At 36.0% G+C, this 15,221-nt stretch carries 14 protein-coding genes and 1 pseudogene; 6 read left to right on the top strand and 9 right to left on the bottom strand.

The window, feature by feature from the left end:
* Positions 1-57: 57 nt before the first annotated feature.
* The 5 genes from AOLE_RS12875 to AOLE_RS12855 all read right to left on the bottom strand — a co-directional run bounded on the left by AOLE_RS12875 (position 58) and on the right by AOLE_RS12855 (position 3,800).
* A complete protein-coding gene (locus AOLE_RS12875) occupies positions 58-1,296 on the bottom strand; it encodes an MFS transporter (protein WP_013198399.1) in 1,239 nt (412 codons plus the stop codon).
* A gap of 1 nt (position 1,297) precedes the next feature.
* A complete protein-coding gene (locus AOLE_RS12870; RefSeq protein ID WP_013198398.1) occupies positions 1,298-1,981 on the bottom strand; it encodes a hypothetical protein in 684 nt (227 codons plus the stop codon).
* Position 1,982: 1 nt separating this feature from the next.
* Complete coding sequence (locus AOLE_RS12865; RefSeq protein ID WP_013198397.1) at positions 1,983-2,693, bottom strand: phytanoyl-CoA dioxygenase family protein; 711 nt, start codon at positions 2,691-2,693, stop codon at positions 1,983-1,985.
* Between the two features lies 1 nt (position 2,694).
* Positions 2,695-3,438 (bottom strand): SAM-dependent methyltransferase, encoded by a 744-nt coding sequence (locus AOLE_RS12860; protein WP_013198396.1) that lies wholly within the window; start codon positions 3,436-3,438, stop codon positions 2,695-2,697.
* 80 nt (positions 3,439-3,518) lie between these two features.
* Positions 3,519-3,800: a hypothetical protein gene (locus tag AOLE_RS12855; protein ID WP_013198395.1), complete on the bottom strand. Its 282-nt coding sequence runs from the start codon at positions 3,798-3,800 to the stop codon at positions 3,519-3,521.
* 1,271 nt (positions 3,801-5,071) lie between these two features.
* Between AOLE_RS12855 and AOLE_RS12845 the strand changes: the two genes are divergently transcribed.
* Both AOLE_RS12845 and AOLE_RS12840 read left to right on the top strand, forming a co-directional pair.
* Entirely contained in the window at positions 5,072-5,626 is a 555-nt protein-coding gene (locus AOLE_RS12845) for a TetR/AcrR family transcriptional regulator (protein WP_013198394.1), read from the top strand.
* Positions 5,627-5,871: 245 nt separating this feature from the next.
* Positions 5,872-7,212 (top strand): aspartate aminotransferase family protein, encoded by a 1,341-nt coding sequence (locus tag AOLE_RS12840; RefSeq protein ID WP_013198393.1) that lies wholly within the window; start codon positions 5,872-5,874, stop codon positions 7,210-7,212.
* 154 nt (positions 7,213-7,366) lie between these two features.
* Here AOLE_RS12840 and qhpR read toward each other — a convergent pair whose 3' ends face one another.
* The 3 genes from qhpR to AOLE_RS12825 all read right to left on the bottom strand — a co-directional run bounded on the left by qhpR (position 7,367) and on the right by AOLE_RS12825 (position 11,111).
* Complete coding sequence (gene qhpR, locus AOLE_RS12835; protein ID WP_005802588.1) at positions 7,367-8,401, bottom strand: AraC-like transcriptional regulator QhpR; 1,035 nt, start codon at positions 8,399-8,401, stop codon at positions 7,367-7,369.
* A 308-nt stretch (positions 8,402-8,709) separates the two neighbouring features.
* Positions 8,710-10,035 carry an HAD family hydrolase gene (locus AOLE_RS12830; protein WP_013198391.1) on the bottom strand — a complete coding sequence of 442 codons (1,326 nt, stop codon included), beginning with the start codon at positions 10,033-10,035 and terminating at the stop codon, positions 8,710-8,712.
* A 74-nt stretch (positions 10,036-10,109) separates the two neighbouring features.
* Positions 10,110-11,111: a phosphotransferase enzyme family protein gene (locus AOLE_RS12825; protein WP_013198390.1), complete on the bottom strand. Its 1,002-nt coding sequence runs from the start codon at positions 11,109-11,111 to the stop codon at positions 10,110-10,112.
* A 181-nt stretch (positions 11,112-11,292) separates the two neighbouring features.
* Between AOLE_RS12825 and eat the strand changes: the two genes are divergently transcribed.
* Positions 11,293-12,708 carry an ethanolamine permease gene (gene eat / locus AOLE_RS12820; protein WP_013198389.1) on the top strand — a complete coding sequence of 472 codons (1,416 nt, stop codon included), beginning with the start codon at positions 11,293-11,295 and terminating at the stop codon, positions 12,706-12,708.
* A gap of 87 nt (positions 12,709-12,795) precedes the next feature.
* Here eat and AOLE_RS12815 read toward each other — a convergent pair whose 3' ends face one another.
* Positions 12,796-13,263, bottom strand: coding sequence for an Lrp/AsnC family transcriptional regulator (locus AOLE_RS12815; RefSeq protein WP_004642213.1), 468 nt, complete (start codon positions 13,261-13,263; stop codon positions 12,796-12,798).
* 118 nt (positions 13,264-13,381) lie between these two features.
* Here AOLE_RS12815 and AOLE_RS12810 point away from each other — a divergent pair, with 118 nt between their 5' ends.
* The 3 genes and pseudogenes from AOLE_RS12810 to AOLE_RS20905 all read left to right on the top strand — a co-directional run.
* Complete coding sequence (locus AOLE_RS12810; RefSeq protein ID WP_023274282.1) at positions 13,382-14,242, top strand: EamA family transporter; 861 nt, start codon at positions 13,382-13,384, stop codon at positions 14,240-14,242.
* Between the two features lie 194 nt (positions 14,243-14,436).
* The gene (locus tag AOLE_RS12805) at positions 14,437-15,063 is read left to right on the top strand and encodes a hypothetical protein (RefSeq protein ID WP_013198387.1); all 627 of its coding nucleotides are present in this window, start codon (positions 14,437-14,439) and stop codon (positions 15,061-15,063) included.
* Between the two features lie 37 nt (positions 15,064-15,100).
* Positions 15,101-15,199: pseudogene (locus AOLE_RS20905) on the top strand (aminotransferase); the annotation flags it as partial.
* Positions 15,200-15,221 lie beyond the last annotated feature (22 nt).

Below are 15,221 nucleotides of genomic sequence, written 5' to 3'. Positions count from 1 at the left end.
TAATTCTTTTTATATTAAAAATAGTTAAGTAAAAATATAGAGTATATGAAAATTCATTTAAAGTAAGATTTTATCTACTTTTCGTAAACTAAAGAATAAAATTACTAAAGAAATTAAGTTAATTAAGCAATTAAATAAAAATACATATCTTGATCCAAGAAAATCTACTATTAATCCTCCAGATAATGAACCTAATGGCATTGCTCCATAAATTAATGTTCTAGCAGCGCCTACTAACTTACCCATGGCTTCGGGTGGTACTACTTTTTGGCGATAAGTAGCTGAATATATATTAAACAAACCAAGACAAAGTCCCCATAGGAAATATCCAATTGAAATTAATATAGATGTTATCCAAATAGGACCTCTTGCAAATGACATAATTATAGATCCAATTATCATAAGTATAATTGAGAAAAGCATCAGAAACTTTACACTAAAAAAAATATGAAGCCACCTAGCTGAAATATTTCCAACTAATGATCCAATGCCACTAAAAATTAATAAAGAGGAAGCTATTAATGTATTAAATCCAAATAATTTTAGAGTTACTATGAAATATACAGATTGTACAGCCATAAATGCAAAATTTGATATCGCACCAACGAGTATTATACCCATTAAAACAGGTCTTGATAAAAGTTCATGAAAGCCATCAAAAAAAGATTCTTTTTGGCTGGAAATATTACTTTTCCTATCTTTAGCTTCTATAGGTAACTTAGCTATAAATATAGCTGATAGGAAAAAAGTTGCTGCATTAATTAATAATGAGGATGTTGCACCTATAATATTAATAATAAAGCCTGCTACTCCTGGACCACTAATTTCACCTACAGAGGAAATGACCTGTAGATTTGCGTTGGCGGAAAGGCGTTTATCGGGAGGAATAACTATTGGAAATAATGAAGAAAGAGATAACTCAAAAAATATCCTAGCGATTCCAATTAAAAAAGCTATTAATATAAGAAATGGAATATTTATGAAATAAAAGGTATATAAAATTGGTATTGATAAAACTAAAATGAATCTAGTTAATTCAGCATATATTGCTATAAATTTTCTATCTGAGCGGTCAACAAAAGATCCTATACTGATACTAAATAGCAAATTAGGTAAGTAGCGTGCAGTAGATATTAAACTGACCTCTATTGCAGACGCATGTAATAAATGAATTGCTATGATAGGAAGTGCTATATTATGAATAGCAATTCCTATGGCAGCAATAGATTGAGAGGACCAAATAATTCTAAATGCCTTGAGGGTCCATGCAGAATTAGAACTGATTTTTTTTAACAAATTAAAAGTCCTTTTTTATTTTTGTTATATCTAGTTTGTTAAGTGTCAATTTTGTACTTTTTAATACAGGAAAAAACCATGCAATTTCTTCACCTTTTTCTATGGTAATTTTTGTATTAAGAGGTGGGAGCCTAACTATAATATTAAGATGTGCATAATTGTATAAATCATTGTCTATGTAAGTTTGTCGGGTTTGATTGCCGTGTTCAATACCTGCCATTACTTCAAACTGATTATTTGTAAGACATGCATTTGGAATTGGTCCTTGATAAAGATAATAGTCTAAAGGAAAAAAAACTATAATACCTGTTTGGATTTTTACGTATTCAGAACCGGATATCCAACTAGCTATAAGACCTGAATCACTATTTGGCCACTCATCTCCTTGAATACAAGCTTTTCCAAAAGCAGATTTTCTTTCATAAAATATTCTTTCTTTTAAAGGTGTTTCATTTCTCTCTAAAATAACAGTTCCAGGGCAGCGAACACTAAAACCATAATTAGCTATAATTGCTATAGGAATACAGTCATAAGGATGAACTTCTCTACCAAGGTCAACTGCACGTGGTAAATCATCTTCTTTTTTTTGTAATCTATTTGCATATGCAAGTTTAATTTTACTGGGTGGGTAGGCCCCCATTTCTTTTGATTCTAGGCAATCAAATGCCCATAATATTTCAGGCATTTCATTTCCCCTTCATATTTTCTCTAAAGCTAGATGAGCGATAGTTAAATGCAAAGGCTTCACGAGCTGGGAGAGTAGTCTTTTGTCCACTACGGTGAATAGCATAAGCATGATGTACTATGCAGTCTCCTTTTCTTAGAATTACTGGTTCAAAGGTATATTCTGAAGAATCTTTAAGCTCCATTCCAAAATCACGTGCATTAGATTCTATATGAGGTAATAACTCCATTAAATTATCTGTTTTTGCATATTCTAGTACGCCATCGCCTAAATTAATATCAGTTAATGGACACCAATATGTTATAGCCATTTCATCATCAAAATGGCTTTGATAAAAAATTTGATCTTGATGTGGAGGGGTAGGATATGCACCTAATTTAGGTTTACAGAAATATTCACAATGTATAGGAATTACAGATTTACTTAATAATTTCTCAGAGACATTCATTATTTCTTTATCTCTAGATAAATCAAAAAGAAACTCACTCTTCGAAAATAGCGAATTAATCACTAAAAAATTGCCTTCTTCATCTGTTATAGAATTGGTTTGAATACCCAATTCTAAGTCTTTTTTAATTAATATAGCTTCTTCAATTAAATTGGCAACTAGATTGCTAGATAAGAAATTAGGCAAAATGACCCAACCTCTAGAAAGAAGTGTTTTGGAGTAAAATTTTAAATCATTATCACTATAAAAATTATTAAAAAGCATTTTATAACCCTTTGTCTATTGGTGGTATATAGAGAGTAGGTCTGTTATTTAGTAAAATTTCTTTACTAGTAATATCTTGAATCTTAATTTTCCTTATGTCTGATATTTCTAAAATTTGTGTTGCAGAATGTATAATATAAACTTCATGTTCTTCAGGGTAAAAATTAATTAAATGTTCTTTCAAAGGACTTAATGCAGAACCATTAATTTCTCCTAGCATAATTTCTTTATTGTTAGTAGTACTTAATTGAAATATTAGAAGTGGTACTTCAGTATTCAAACTCCAATTGTGATTTATTAATGTCGTACTATCAAAAAACTGTAAAGCATATCCATAATCAATTTTAAGATCACACATTAATGTGTCGAAGGAGCTTATACCTGGTAAAATTTTTACAGATAGATTGTTTTCTTCAGCTAAATCAAGAGTATACTCAGATGCGCTAACTAAAAACAGAGGATGCCCATGTACTATAAATGATACAGGCCCATTATCTTTAGCAGTTGCTATAATAAGTTCAGAAATTTTTTTGTATACATCTTGGCGATATAATTCATCTTTATAAAGATAAGCCATATCATGTACTTGAGCAGAGGAGTATGTTTCTTTAAAGTCCTCAATTAAGGAAGTGTCAGGATTCAAAACAAATATATGTTTTGATATTTGAAGAGCCTGCTTTGTTTCTTCTGTAAGATGAAGAGAACCTAAAATTCCTGATCCTAATAGATATATATTCGTAGCCAAATTATAACCCCTTATTTTAATTGTACTTTGAAAGAGTTTAGTGTTCTCTTTCAAAGTATAGTTTTAGGTTAATTATGATGTTATGCAATTTCTTCTAATTTCATAATTTCCGTTATTTTGAATCCGTTATCTCTTAGGAAACCGCGGAATGGACGTACATCAATACCCCATTCTTCTAGTGCTACACGTCGCATAGTTGAAATAACACTAATTTCCTCCTCGGTTAATCCTGAGTTTTTTAATGCCTCCTTCGGATTCTCAGTTAATAGTTCACGAAATTTAATATCTTTTGCTGCTTGCTGAAGAATATTTTCTACTCGAATTTTTCCTTCGCTTGTAAGTGGCTTAACATGTAGTGACATGGTTAGTCTCCTTTATATATTAATTTTATGTTGTACCGCCTTAATGAAAAAGCAAAAGTCATACCAGATAATATTAAAAATTATTAATTGCTTGAATTTTAAATTTAAAATTATTTTTTTATATAATAATAATTAAATAAAAAGGTATAGATTATAATTAAACATGAACTATAGAGATACATTCTAATGGTTTAATCAAATCTGTGCCTCTAGTTAGTGCATATTGATGAAAGAGGAATAATCTGTCTATTGTTAAGGATTGTAATTTTCTAGCATTTTAATTATTTATAAATACTAGGATGTTGGAAGCTTGTTGAAATAATTAAGTAAATTATTATTTTAAAATAATAATTCTGCCAATAGACTTTATTGATTCTAGTATGGATGTTTTTTTAATACTGTTTTCATCTTCAATGTATTTATTAGAAAATATTTTTAATCCAAAATTTCTTAAGTATATTGCTGTTTATAAAGAAGATCTTCATTAATACGAGGTTCAAAAATTAAGACTTGGGTTTCCAGTGTATTCATTCTCTTTTACCCATTCTTTAACATTTTCTCGAATGATTTAATTGACCATTGAATGCTTGTTGTGCATCTCATAAGGATATTTTCATTTCATTATTTACTTTTTTATATTTGGAATTACCTATTGAAAACTAATATATTTAGATAAATTCTATTCCTCTACAACCTCCCACTTAACAATAACTCCTTCATTATTTAGCCTTGCTTTTTTAATGATTTAATTTAAAACAAATGGCATTTTACGTGCTTGACTGCAATAGGACAGAGCACTATTCTTTGCCTGCTGGCCTACATTGCCAGTCGGTTTTAGCAGACCGCATAGTAAGAGCATCAGATTATTCCTTCTGAGGAGTAGTCTCATGTATATCAATCGTCCCTCGCTCGTTGCGGTAGGACGAGTGAGGGACACCTTCGGGTGTGCTGATTCTTACTATCAGTCTGCTAACCCTTGCTCGTTCTGCCACCATAATTTTAATGTTTGGCAGAACTCCCAATAAAAAGGAGTTGGCTTTGCACATCCATTATTTATTGGCTCTCGATGCCAAAAGCTATAACGACACAGCTTAAAAATTAAAGCAGCTTGAACGCCCTAAGGTTTTCAGGCTTTAAGTCTTTTTTATTTAAAACTTAGCAACAACAAACTCGAGATGTGCTACGCACAGTCTTTACGGCTTTGCTATGCCTTTTTTTCTCCCAAAAAAGTATCTCATTTAGAAACAACAATAATTTATAACGGTAAAACCATGCCAAAGTTAGTTCTCCCAACACGTGCCATACAAGTTATTAATACGTCGATTTATTTATTTCACCATCACGGCTTTCATACGGTTGGGGTCGACCGAATTGTGAAAGAATGCCAAATTCCCAAAGCAACTTTTTATAACTACTTTCATTCTAAAGAGCGGTTTATTGAAATCTGCTTGATTGTGCAAAAAGAACGTCTAAAAGAAAAAGTGGTTTCAATTGCTGAATACGACCGAGGCACAAGTGTAAAAGATAAACTCAAGGCGCTTTATCTTTTACACACCGACTTAGAGGGGCTTTACTACCTATTATTTAAAGCCATTTTTGAGATAAAACTGACTTATGCAAAAGCCTATCAAGTCGCAATTAAATACCGTACATGGCTAATCAATGAAATCTATAGCCAGCTTATAAAACTCAAAACCGATGCGACTTTTCAGGACGCAAAACTATTTTTATATATGACTGAGGGCGCAATTATTCAGCTTTTAAGCTCAGATGGGGCAGACGACAGAGAAAGCCACTGGAATATGATTTCTAATGTCTTTCTTTAGACGTTTCGGCTTATTTGGGGAAAGGCATAAACCTTAATTCTAAAATAGCTATTGGATGGGCTTTGAGAGTTGACTTCAAATCGTGGCTTAAGTGGTCTGAGGTCAAGTTTTTTTAAAGATACTTAAGCAATATGGTTTGCGTAACTTCAATCAAATACTGAAATATTTCGAATCAGCGTATGAGTTGCCTACGTCAGTCATCGTCTCGCACAAAAGTATGCTGAATATAAATAGAGGAGTCATTCATGGGTACGCGTTCAACCATTATGGATACCAATAGCTTTCGTCCAGAACATGCTGCTGAGCTGGACCATGCTACCCGCAAACTGACCGATAAAAGAAATAAAATTTTAGGTGAATCCTATCGCTTGTTTTATCGTAATCCCGTGCATCTGGTAAAAGGACAGGGGCAATATTTATGGGATGCAGCAGGTCATCAATATCTGGATGTTTACAACAATGTTGCCAGCATTGGTCATTGTCATCCTGCAGTGATTGAAGCGGTAAATGAGCAAATGAAAATGCTCAATACGCATACGCGTTATTTACATGAAAACATTTTGGATTATACCGAAGAACTATTACAAACCACTCCCGATGAAATTGACCGTGCCATGTATATGTGTACTGGTTCGGAAGCGAATGATTTAGCGATTCGTATTGCACGTGAATATAGCGGCGGTACAGGAATCATTGTGTCTCAAGAGTCATATCATGGAACCAGTAGCTTAACCTCAGGATGCTCTCCAGCGCTTGGAACTGAGCAGCCTTTAGATGCGACAACTCGTCTAGTTCCAGCACCTGATTATTATCGCATTCAAACTGATGATTTAGGCACTTGGTTCGCGCAGCAGATCCAGCAACAAATTGATGATATGAATGCAAAAGGTATTAAGTTTGCAGGTTTTTTAGCGGACTCAATATTCTCTTCTGACGGTGTAATGCCTAATCCTGTTGGGTTCTTACAAAAAGCGGTTGATGTTGTGCATGCCAATGGCGGTATCTTTATTGCTGATGAAGTACAACCGGGTTTCGCGCGCACTGGCGATTCTTTCTGGGGCTTTGGTCGTCACAATGTTGTGCCTGATATCATTACCACAGGTAAACCAATGGGTAACGGGGTACCTGTGTCAGGGCTTTTAGCCAAGAGTGAAGTCCTTGCTGCTTTTAGCGATAAAATTCCATATTTTAATACCTTTGGCGGTAATCCTGTTTCTATGGCAGCGGCACAGGCTGTACTTAAAGTTATTCAGGAAGAAGAATTGCAAACCCATAGCAAATATGTGGGAGGGCTACTTCTAAAAGAACTCACCAAACTTATGGATAAACATGAGATGGTTGGCGACGTACGTGGCGCTGGTCTATTTATAGGATTTGAACTGGTTAAAGATAGAGCCACAAAAGAGCCGAATAAAGCGTTGGCTTTGAACCTTATTGAGGAGCTCAGAAATACTCATCGAGTTTTAACCTCAGTTGCAGGTCCTTATGGCAACGTATTGAAACTGCGCCCACCTTTGGCTTTCCAAACAAAAGATATCGATTGGTTAGTTGGTGCTTTGGATCAAGCCTTAACAAAATTAAAGTAAGTCACTTTAAATATAAAAAATACCCTTCAAGTTGGATGTTAAATCTAATTTGAGGGGTATTTTTTTGTTCAATTATCTTATGTGTCTGTAGAAGATATCTCGAATTGCTTAAATAATAAAAAGGCCTTTATTCAAGGCCTGTATTTGCGATGTTTTAGTGTCTTAATTGACGTGGTGTAACACCAAACCAGCGTTTAAATGCACGAGATAAAGCACTTACTTCTGAGTAACCTAGCAGGAATGCCATTTCTGAAATTGGAATATTTTTCTGCTTAATATAATGTTCGGCCAATTCACAACGAACCTGATCGACCAAATGGGTAAAGGTGAGTCCTTCATTTTTTAAACGGCGGGTAAGGGTGCAACTCGTTAAACCAATATCATGAGCGATTTTTTCAAGGTTTGGTTCACCTTCACTGAGTTCAAGTTGTATGTGAGAGCGAACTTGATCTGCAAGACATTGACTTGGTGAAGCGCGATTGAGTAGGTGCAATGTATCTAGAATCACTGTTAACAAAATAGAATCACGCCCCGGCATAGTATGCTGGACGTCTTTTTTTGAAATGATGATGGAGTTAAAAGGTTGATCAAAATAAACAGGCGCGTTAAATAATTTGCTATGTTCTTGCCAGAATTCAGGTCGAGTATGCTCAAAGTGAATCGCGCGAGGTGAATAATGAGGGCCCATCACTTCACGAATCACATTCATAAACATGCCCATGGTCAGTTCTGCATCTTGGCGGCGAGTTAAAATCGCGCCGTGTTGAACTTGATAATCTATGCGCCAGCTATCTCCCAAATCGACCATTCGATTGAGGGTATCTTTCTGATGCAAATAAAAATTATTGGTCATGTTCATGAGTGCAGACTCTAATGTATTTGAACAAAGACCAATGTACCCAATGAGCCCTAATGATTTGGGTTGAAACTGTTGACCATAATGCAGACCAAAATTATCACAACCAGAAACCAGCGCTGCTTGTTCTAGCACCTTGCAATAATTGGGTAGTTGTAAGCTTAGAGTTGGGCTGATTAAAAGTTCAGGATTAATACCACTAATACCTAAAACGCGATCAACATCTGCACCTTTTTGACGAATAAACTCGCTTAATCCAGAGGCAGCTGCAGACAATACACCTTGATTACACATATTTGAATCGACAAGATGAGCTGGGTTGAGATGTAACATGTCAAGTCTCATGATATTTATTCCTAACTATTCTTATATTAAGCAAAAGCCATACCAGTTTTTGCTTACGTCCTTGATTTTGTTTTGTTAAAAACTTTTATAAAATAATGACTTATGTGTTGCTGTTTTAAGTTTCAGGCTTGATTCTTTAAGAAGAGATCAAGAGTTGTATTTAAGGTTGGGTAGCGAACTAAAAGAAGGCAGAAAATGCATTAGAGATAGGCAAACAGGGCAGAACTAAAACAAGAAATTAAGCGGCTTCTCATGCATACAACATCTATTGTAGGCATGAGAAAATAAGTGAAATATTAATTTTTTGTAGTTTTTGCCGTTTGCGCACCATAACTTAAACTAGCCATTGAGGGTCTAAATTGACCTGTGTTGGCATCGCGGCCCTGTAGTAAAAATTTAGGATTGGTTTGACCATAGCCCTGTACAGCCTGCTGAGAAAACTTGCCGATATCAGAACTTGGGCTGCGCAATCGGTTGATAATCAGTACCTTCTGAGTCGCCGCAAAATCTTGCATCATATTTTGATCGCCTTCACTGTCACCTGCGATAAAAATTGGCCCGTAACCATATTTAGAAACTAAAAAACGCTGGATGGTTGCAGTTTTGCCTTTACCTTGAGTTTGCGCATAGCCATGACGAAACTCGGGTAAAATTCGATTTTGTGCATCTCTTTCTAACTCCATCGCGTAGGCATTTTTTTCATTAATGTTGTAGCCGATATCCGGATTGGAAATAATTTCCTTAATCACATCAATAAAAGATGCCGAACAGACATAGACATCAATGCCATTGTCCTGAAAGGCCTTAAATAGATTTTGCATTTCTCGGTATGGTCTTAAACCATTTTCCCAAGTGGTTTTCACAACGCCTGCTTGGCCCGAAAGTGCTGCTGGGGAAGTCCATGTCACAGGTCCAATCGGTTGCTGCATTTGCCAAGCCACCGTTGCTTTTACTAAATTACGGACTTCTTGTTCGGTAAGCCCAGTAAATAAATAAGTGACCCATGGATATGCAACTTCATGATCAAAGGTGTCTCCAATCGCCGCATATAGATATCTCATTTTAGTAATGAAATCGAGATAATGCGGATCTTGTTTAATTTGATCCAGACTTTGCTTACCTTTTAGACCGCTATAGTGGTGATAAAGCCATGTGTAGCTAGCAATAATATCTGGGGCAATTTTATCAATATTGACGGCTTGGCCTTGCTGGTTATTGTAAGCCGCTTCAAAATTTTGCGAGCTAATTCCTTTGCGAATAATCTGATTAAGCTGTTCTGGCGTGACATTAAACGCTAAGTGTTCAAGCTGATAAATTAAAGTTGCTTCTTCGATGTCTAAAAATACCGAGGTATTGTCAAAGTCAGTGACAATATACGGGCGTTTGTCAGGATTGTAGTTTGGGCTATCTTTTCCATAAGTAGCAATTAATTGATTAAGTTGGTCAAAGTTAAAAGCGTCCCATTGACCTTTTGGGATATATTCCTTTTTGGGAATAGCGACCGCGGGAGATGTATTTTGTATAGGGTTGTAATTACATGCGCTTAGAGCAATCATACTTGCCAGACTACTGGTGAGTAATAGTGCTTTGGCAACTTTGCTCAGTTGATGGGTAGCTTGCATAAACCCTTCCTTTAAATTCTATAAAATTTAAAAACTAAAAATTGAAAAAGAGGAAAAGCGATCTAAATCACTTTTCAAATTCCTACAGGCATTTGTCCGTTTAAATATTTTTTACAGAGACGCACAGTTTCATTGGACCATTGATCTCCAAGACTTTGAGCCATTTCTGTTTGTGCGTGAGAACCATTCCAAGCCATCATTTGAATGCGGCGTTGCATGATAAAAGTCGGGATCATTTCATATTCTTCAGACTGAATATGACCTACGCGCTCATAGCCTTTTAACCAGTAATCAACCCAATGAGGTGCATTTGCATAATGTTCATTGAAGCTAATTGCAGCGGCGAGATCATGCATAAACCAGCTCATTCCGCAGTCATCAAAGTCGATCACACCGATACGTTCTTGTTGTAGTAATAAATTGGTTAAACGCAAATCGGCATGAATCAGACCATAGCGTTCCTGAGTTTTGCCAAAGAAATTTAAATCTTTCGAAATCTGTGCAATTGCTTCTTCAATTACGCCGTGATCTTGTGGTCTTAAATGAGGTGCATTTTTCCAGTTTCCCCAGTGACCATCTGCACCGACCATGGTTTCATGGTTCCATACAATGCGTTGAAAGTTTTCAGGCGCTTGCCATGTCTTACTATGTACGTGCAACTTTGCGGTAATTTGTCCTAATTGCTCAAATGCAGTGGGGTCAACTTCAACCGTCGGCATATCGCCCTCAACCCAGTTGAAAAGGACTGCATAACGATAAATATCATTCGATAGTTTCAAGGTAATGACGCGTTCACCCGATTGATCTGCAATCGCAACAGGAACTTGGATTCCACTCGCATTTAAAGCATCTAACCATTCAAGCTCACTTTGTATATCGAGTTTGCTGTGATAGTTCGGACGGTGAATTCGAAGTGCATAGCGGGCAGATCCAGTCGAAACTTGATAGGTTGCATTTTCAGACTGACACAGTAGTTTGACCTGTCCTTGATAGTCTGATGGATACTGCTTAATTGCTTGTTCTGCCAGTATTTGTAATTGAACTTGGCTTAAAAATTCATTTTGTTCTACAGACATAACCCATCTCCTCAATTTAATTTTTAAACACGTTTCGTGTTGAGATGCCGTCGATCTTATAAAAGAAAAAATGAATCAACTTGACTTCAAGTGGTCGGGGAGATGTTTTGCTGTCAAGTTTTATGAATATCTTTTGCGCAACTATTGGTGGTGTAAATTTGGTCGATAAGGCAATACGACAATGAAAGAATCTGAATTAAGCGTAGATGTTGGTGCTTTACAACAGGACGCAGAGTATTTTGCAAAACGTCAGTTAAAAAAGGGGGCAGTAGGTTGGTTACTTTTAGTGGGATTAGGTGTCTCTTACGTTATTTCTGGTGACTTTGCGGGTTGGAATTTTGGGTTGGCACAAGGCGGCTGGGGAGGACTCTTTATTGCAACAGTCATCGTCGCATTTATGTATCTCTGCATGAGCTTTGTGATGTCTGAGATGTCGACGATGTTGCCCACTGCTGGCGGTGGCTATAGTTTTGCCCGTGTTGCATTTGGTCCTTTTGGAGGATACCTCACAGGAACTGCGATTTTAATTGAATATGCAATTGCACCTGCCGCGATTGCTGTATTTATTGGGTCATATTGCGAATCACTCTTTGGAATTGGCGGCTGGGCAGTTTATTTAATTTGCTATTTGGTTTTTATGGGTATTCATCTGAAAGGTGCAGGTGAAGCGCTTAAAATCATGTTTGGAATTACCGCCGTTGCTTGTATTGCACTGGTCGTATTTATCGTGGCGATGCTTCCACATTTTGACAGCGCACGTTTGTTTGATATTCCAGTCAGTTCTCATGCAGGTGCGAGTAGCTTTTTACCATTTGGCTATATGGGAATATGGGCCGCAGTACCTTATGCCATCTGGTTTTTCCTTGCAGTTGAAGGGGTGCCACTGGCAGCCGAAGAAGCAAAAGATCCAGTACGTTCATTGCCACGCGGTTTGATTGGTTCAATGTTGATATTGGCATCGTTTGCACTTTTAATTTTATTTTTAGGAGCAGGCGCAGCGGGTTCAAATGCATTAAAAAATTCAGGAGCACCTTTAGTTGATGCACTTATTGCGGTGTATGGTCAGCACACATGGTTGGCAAGTTTTGTTAACTTTGTAGGTCTTGCTGGACTTGTCGCAAGTTTCTTCTCAATTATTTATGCCTATTCGCGTCAAATTTTTGCATTGTCACGTGCGGGATATTTACCAAAAAACCTATCGCTCACCAATGAAAATAAAGCGCCATATTGGGCCATTATCATTCCGGGCATTATTGGCTTCTTACTTTCTTTAACAGGTGAGGGTGACTTACTCATTTTAATGGCAGTATTCGGTGCAACCATTTCTTATGTGTTGATGATGCTCTCACATATCAAATTACGTTTGTCTCGCCCTGAATTACCACGCCCTTATAAAACGCCTGGAGGAATATGGACGTCTTGCATTGCCTTGATTCTCGCTGCTGTTGCTGTAGTTGCAGGTTTAATGGTAAATCCAAAAGTTTGGTTATTGGCCGCACTCATTTATGTCGGATTTATACTCTATTACTTGTTATACAGCCGTCATCATTTGGTGAAAGGCACGCCTGAACAAGAGTTCGCCATGATTGATGACTGAGTTTGAGTGCAGTAAAAATAAAGAGGCTTCGGCCTCTTTTTAAGTTTTATAAAACGACTAAAAAGTTTAGAACCAAAATAAAAAAGTTTAAATATTTAACTCAAAGTTTACTTTTACACGATCTAAAACAATTAAGGTTCGATATGTTTTTACATCTTCATTATCCGCAAAATGTTTTCTAACTAAACTTTCAAAATGAGATAAGTTGTTGCTCAACATAATAATGATAAAAGAGACTCCTCCATTCACGAAGTAACACTGTTGAATTTCTTCAACAGAAGCAAAGTATTGCTTCGCTCTATCCATCACGACAGAGCGGTCTTCGCTAAGTCGGACTTCAATAATAGAAGTAATTTTTTCTCCAAATTTTAGCGGATTTAAAATAGCGCAATTTCTTAAAATAATTTCCTTTTCTTCCATACGAGATATACGTCTTTGAACAGAAGCTGAGGATAGGCCAATTTTTTCAGAAATTTCTCGATGCGAAGTTTTATTGTCTTTTTGAAGTATTCTTAAGATTGCATAATCAAAATTATCTAAAGAAATATCTGACATGAGTAAATCTCTCATTAAGCTTTAAATATAGAGTTATTTAATCGTTTTATTGAGGCAAATAGAAGAAATATATTGATTACATAGAATTAAAATTTCAATCATTCCCAGAGTGGTAAATATGATGATTGAGACAAACTCCAAGCAAGGCATGGCATTTGCAGCCGCATTTCTATCTTTAGTTTCTGTGCAAATAGGAGCATCAATAGGAAAAGCCCTTTTTCCAATTCTGAGTGCAGAAGGAGTGACCTTAACTCGACTTGCTTTAGCAGCATGTTTCTTATGGATTGTTTATAAACCTTGGAGAGATTGGAATAAACAGACTAATTGGAAAAATCTCATTATTTATGGGGCCATCCTCACTTTAATGAATACTTTAATTTATAAAGCATTTTCTTATATGTCTGTGGGGATCGCTATTTCCATCGAAGTGTTAGGCCCGCTTACGGTCGCTATTTTAATGTCTAAAAATAAATTAGATTATTTTTGGGGAGCATTATCTCTTATTGGTTTGCTTTTTTTACCCATGGGCAATTCAAATAATAACTTTAGCTTTATTGGTATGGCGTATGCGCTTGTGGCTGCCGTGGGTTGGGGACTGTATGTTATTTTTGGCTCTAAAGTTGCGCAAGGTGGCGGAAGCTCAGTTGCAACAGGAATGTTTCTAGCGGCTTTGTTTGCAACACCTTTAGGGGCATCTCACATTATCCATATTTTTGATAGTTATAAGATTCTTTTGACATGTTTACTCATGGCGATGCTAGCAAGTGCAATTCCATTTATATTAGATATGGTTGCTATGAAAAAGTTGCATCCGCGAGTTTTTGGAATATTAGTGAGCGCATCACCAGCGGTGAGTGCTTTGGCCGGATGGCTGATTTTAGATGAACGATTAAATCATTTTCAGATCATTGGAATAACAATTATTATGGCATCGTGTGCAGGATGTTCTTATTTCTCGTATAAACGTAATACCGCATAAGACCATTTGTCTATGATGGCATATATCTAAAGCTGGATGAGTCGTTTTGAAGGGGGATAAATAATAAGCCCCCTTAAAAAGGCTACCTCTGTACAAAAAGAATATAAAAACAGCAAGTATCACTTACTCAAGTATCATTTTAATCTGATTGATATTTATACAATATAGTTACCAGATCACAAGGATATGAACTGATGAAATTTCTAAAATTTCTAACTTTTAGCACCATTCTTACGTTGTCCGCGCATAGTTATGCGACAGTGGGTGGTGGACAAAAAATTGAAGTATTGGGTTATCAGCAAAAAGAGAAGAAGCTTTATGTATTAAGACACTACGAAGATGGTCGAGGACGTTTACCACAACTATATTATTATTTATTAAATAGTAAATCGCCTGACAAACTTATTGAAGTTAAATCGCTCTACATCAATCCAAAAACACATAAGATTGATTATGATCAAGATAGTACAGCGTTTAATAAGGCTCTCAATAAAATTAAAAGGAATTTAACTCCTTTGATCGTAAGTAATAGTAAGACTGTAAAAATTCAGACATTAAAAACTCATCAGAATCAAGTATCGGCTTGGTTTGATCCTTCAGGGAAGATCACACAATATAAAACAGAATATGTTGTAAAATCGCCGTCTTTACAAAGTAAGCCCCATGTTGCGGTTCATTACACCAAAGCAATAAAAATTTCCCAAAATTATAGTGTGCCTAAACACAATAAGAAGTTGGTTGTCGTTAAATATTTGGGGGTTCCAGAAGAAACTGGTTACGATATTGAAGATCCTGTTTTATTACTCCCTGTGAAAAAATAAGTTTAAGCGTAAATTATTTTCTTGGTTCAAATCGGTAGCAGCAGGGCATCAGTATCTGGATGTTTACGACAATATTGCCAGTATTGATCATTATCATCTTAGGGTCATTGAAATTGTAAATGAGCAAAAGAAAATGCCATTTGTTATTTTCTAATCAT

This window comes from Acinetobacter oleivorans DR1, assembly GCF_000196795.1.
In the GTDB taxonomy this organism is placed as follows: domain Bacteria; phylum Pseudomonadota; class Gammaproteobacteria; order Pseudomonadales; family Moraxellaceae; genus Acinetobacter; species Acinetobacter oleivorans.
Note: the sequence above shows the minus strand (reverse complement) of the source record. Positions and strands in the feature narration are given on the sequence as shown.

What these genes read in the sequence shown, in the direction of transcription:
- AOLE_RS12810 (WP_023274282.1), top strand. Translation starts at nt 13,382, where the DNA reads ATGATGATTGAGACAAACTCCAAGCAAGGCATGGCATTTGCAGCCGCA.
- AOLE_RS12825 (WP_013198390.1), bottom strand. Translation starts at nt 11,111, where the DNA reads ATGTCTGTAGAACAAAATGAATTTTTAAGCCAAGTTCAATTACAAATA.
- AOLE_RS12815 (WP_004642213.1), bottom strand. Translation starts at nt 13,263, where the DNA reads ATGTCAGATATTTCTTTAGATAATTTTGATTATGCAATCTTAAGAATA.
- AOLE_RS12855 (WP_013198395.1), bottom strand. Translation starts at nt 3,800, where the DNA reads ATGTCACTACATGTTAAGCCACTTACAAGCGAAGGAAAAATTCGAGTA.
- eat (WP_013198389.1), top strand. Translation starts at nt 11,293, where the DNA reads ATGAAAGAATCTGAATTAAGCGTAGATGTTGGTGCTTTACAACAGGAC.
- qhpR (WP_005802588.1), bottom strand. Translation starts at nt 8,401, where the DNA reads ATGTTACATCTCAACCCAGCTCATCTTGTCGATTCAAATATGTGTAAT.
- AOLE_RS12840 (WP_013198393.1), top strand. Translation starts at nt 5,872, where the DNA reads ATGGGTACGCGTTCAACCATTATGGATACCAATAGCTTTCGTCCAGAA.
- AOLE_RS12865 (WP_013198397.1), bottom strand. Translation starts at nt 2,693, where the DNA reads ATGCTTTTTAATAATTTTTATAGTGATAATGATTTAAAATTTTACTCC.
- AOLE_RS12805 (WP_013198387.1), top strand. Translation starts at nt 14,437, where the DNA reads ATGAAATTTCTAAAATTTCTAACTTTTAGCACCATTCTTACGTTGTCC.
- AOLE_RS12845 (WP_013198394.1), top strand. Translation starts at nt 5,072, where the DNA reads ATGCCAAAGTTAGTTCTCCCAACACGTGCCATACAAGTTATTAATACG.
- AOLE_RS12870 (WP_013198398.1), bottom strand. Translation starts at nt 1,981, where the DNA reads ATGCCTGAAATATTATGGGCATTTGATTGCCTAGAATCAAAAGAAATG.
- AOLE_RS12830 (WP_013198391.1), bottom strand. Translation starts at nt 10,035, where the DNA reads ATGCAAGCTACCCATCAACTGAGCAAAGTTGCCAAAGCACTATTACTC.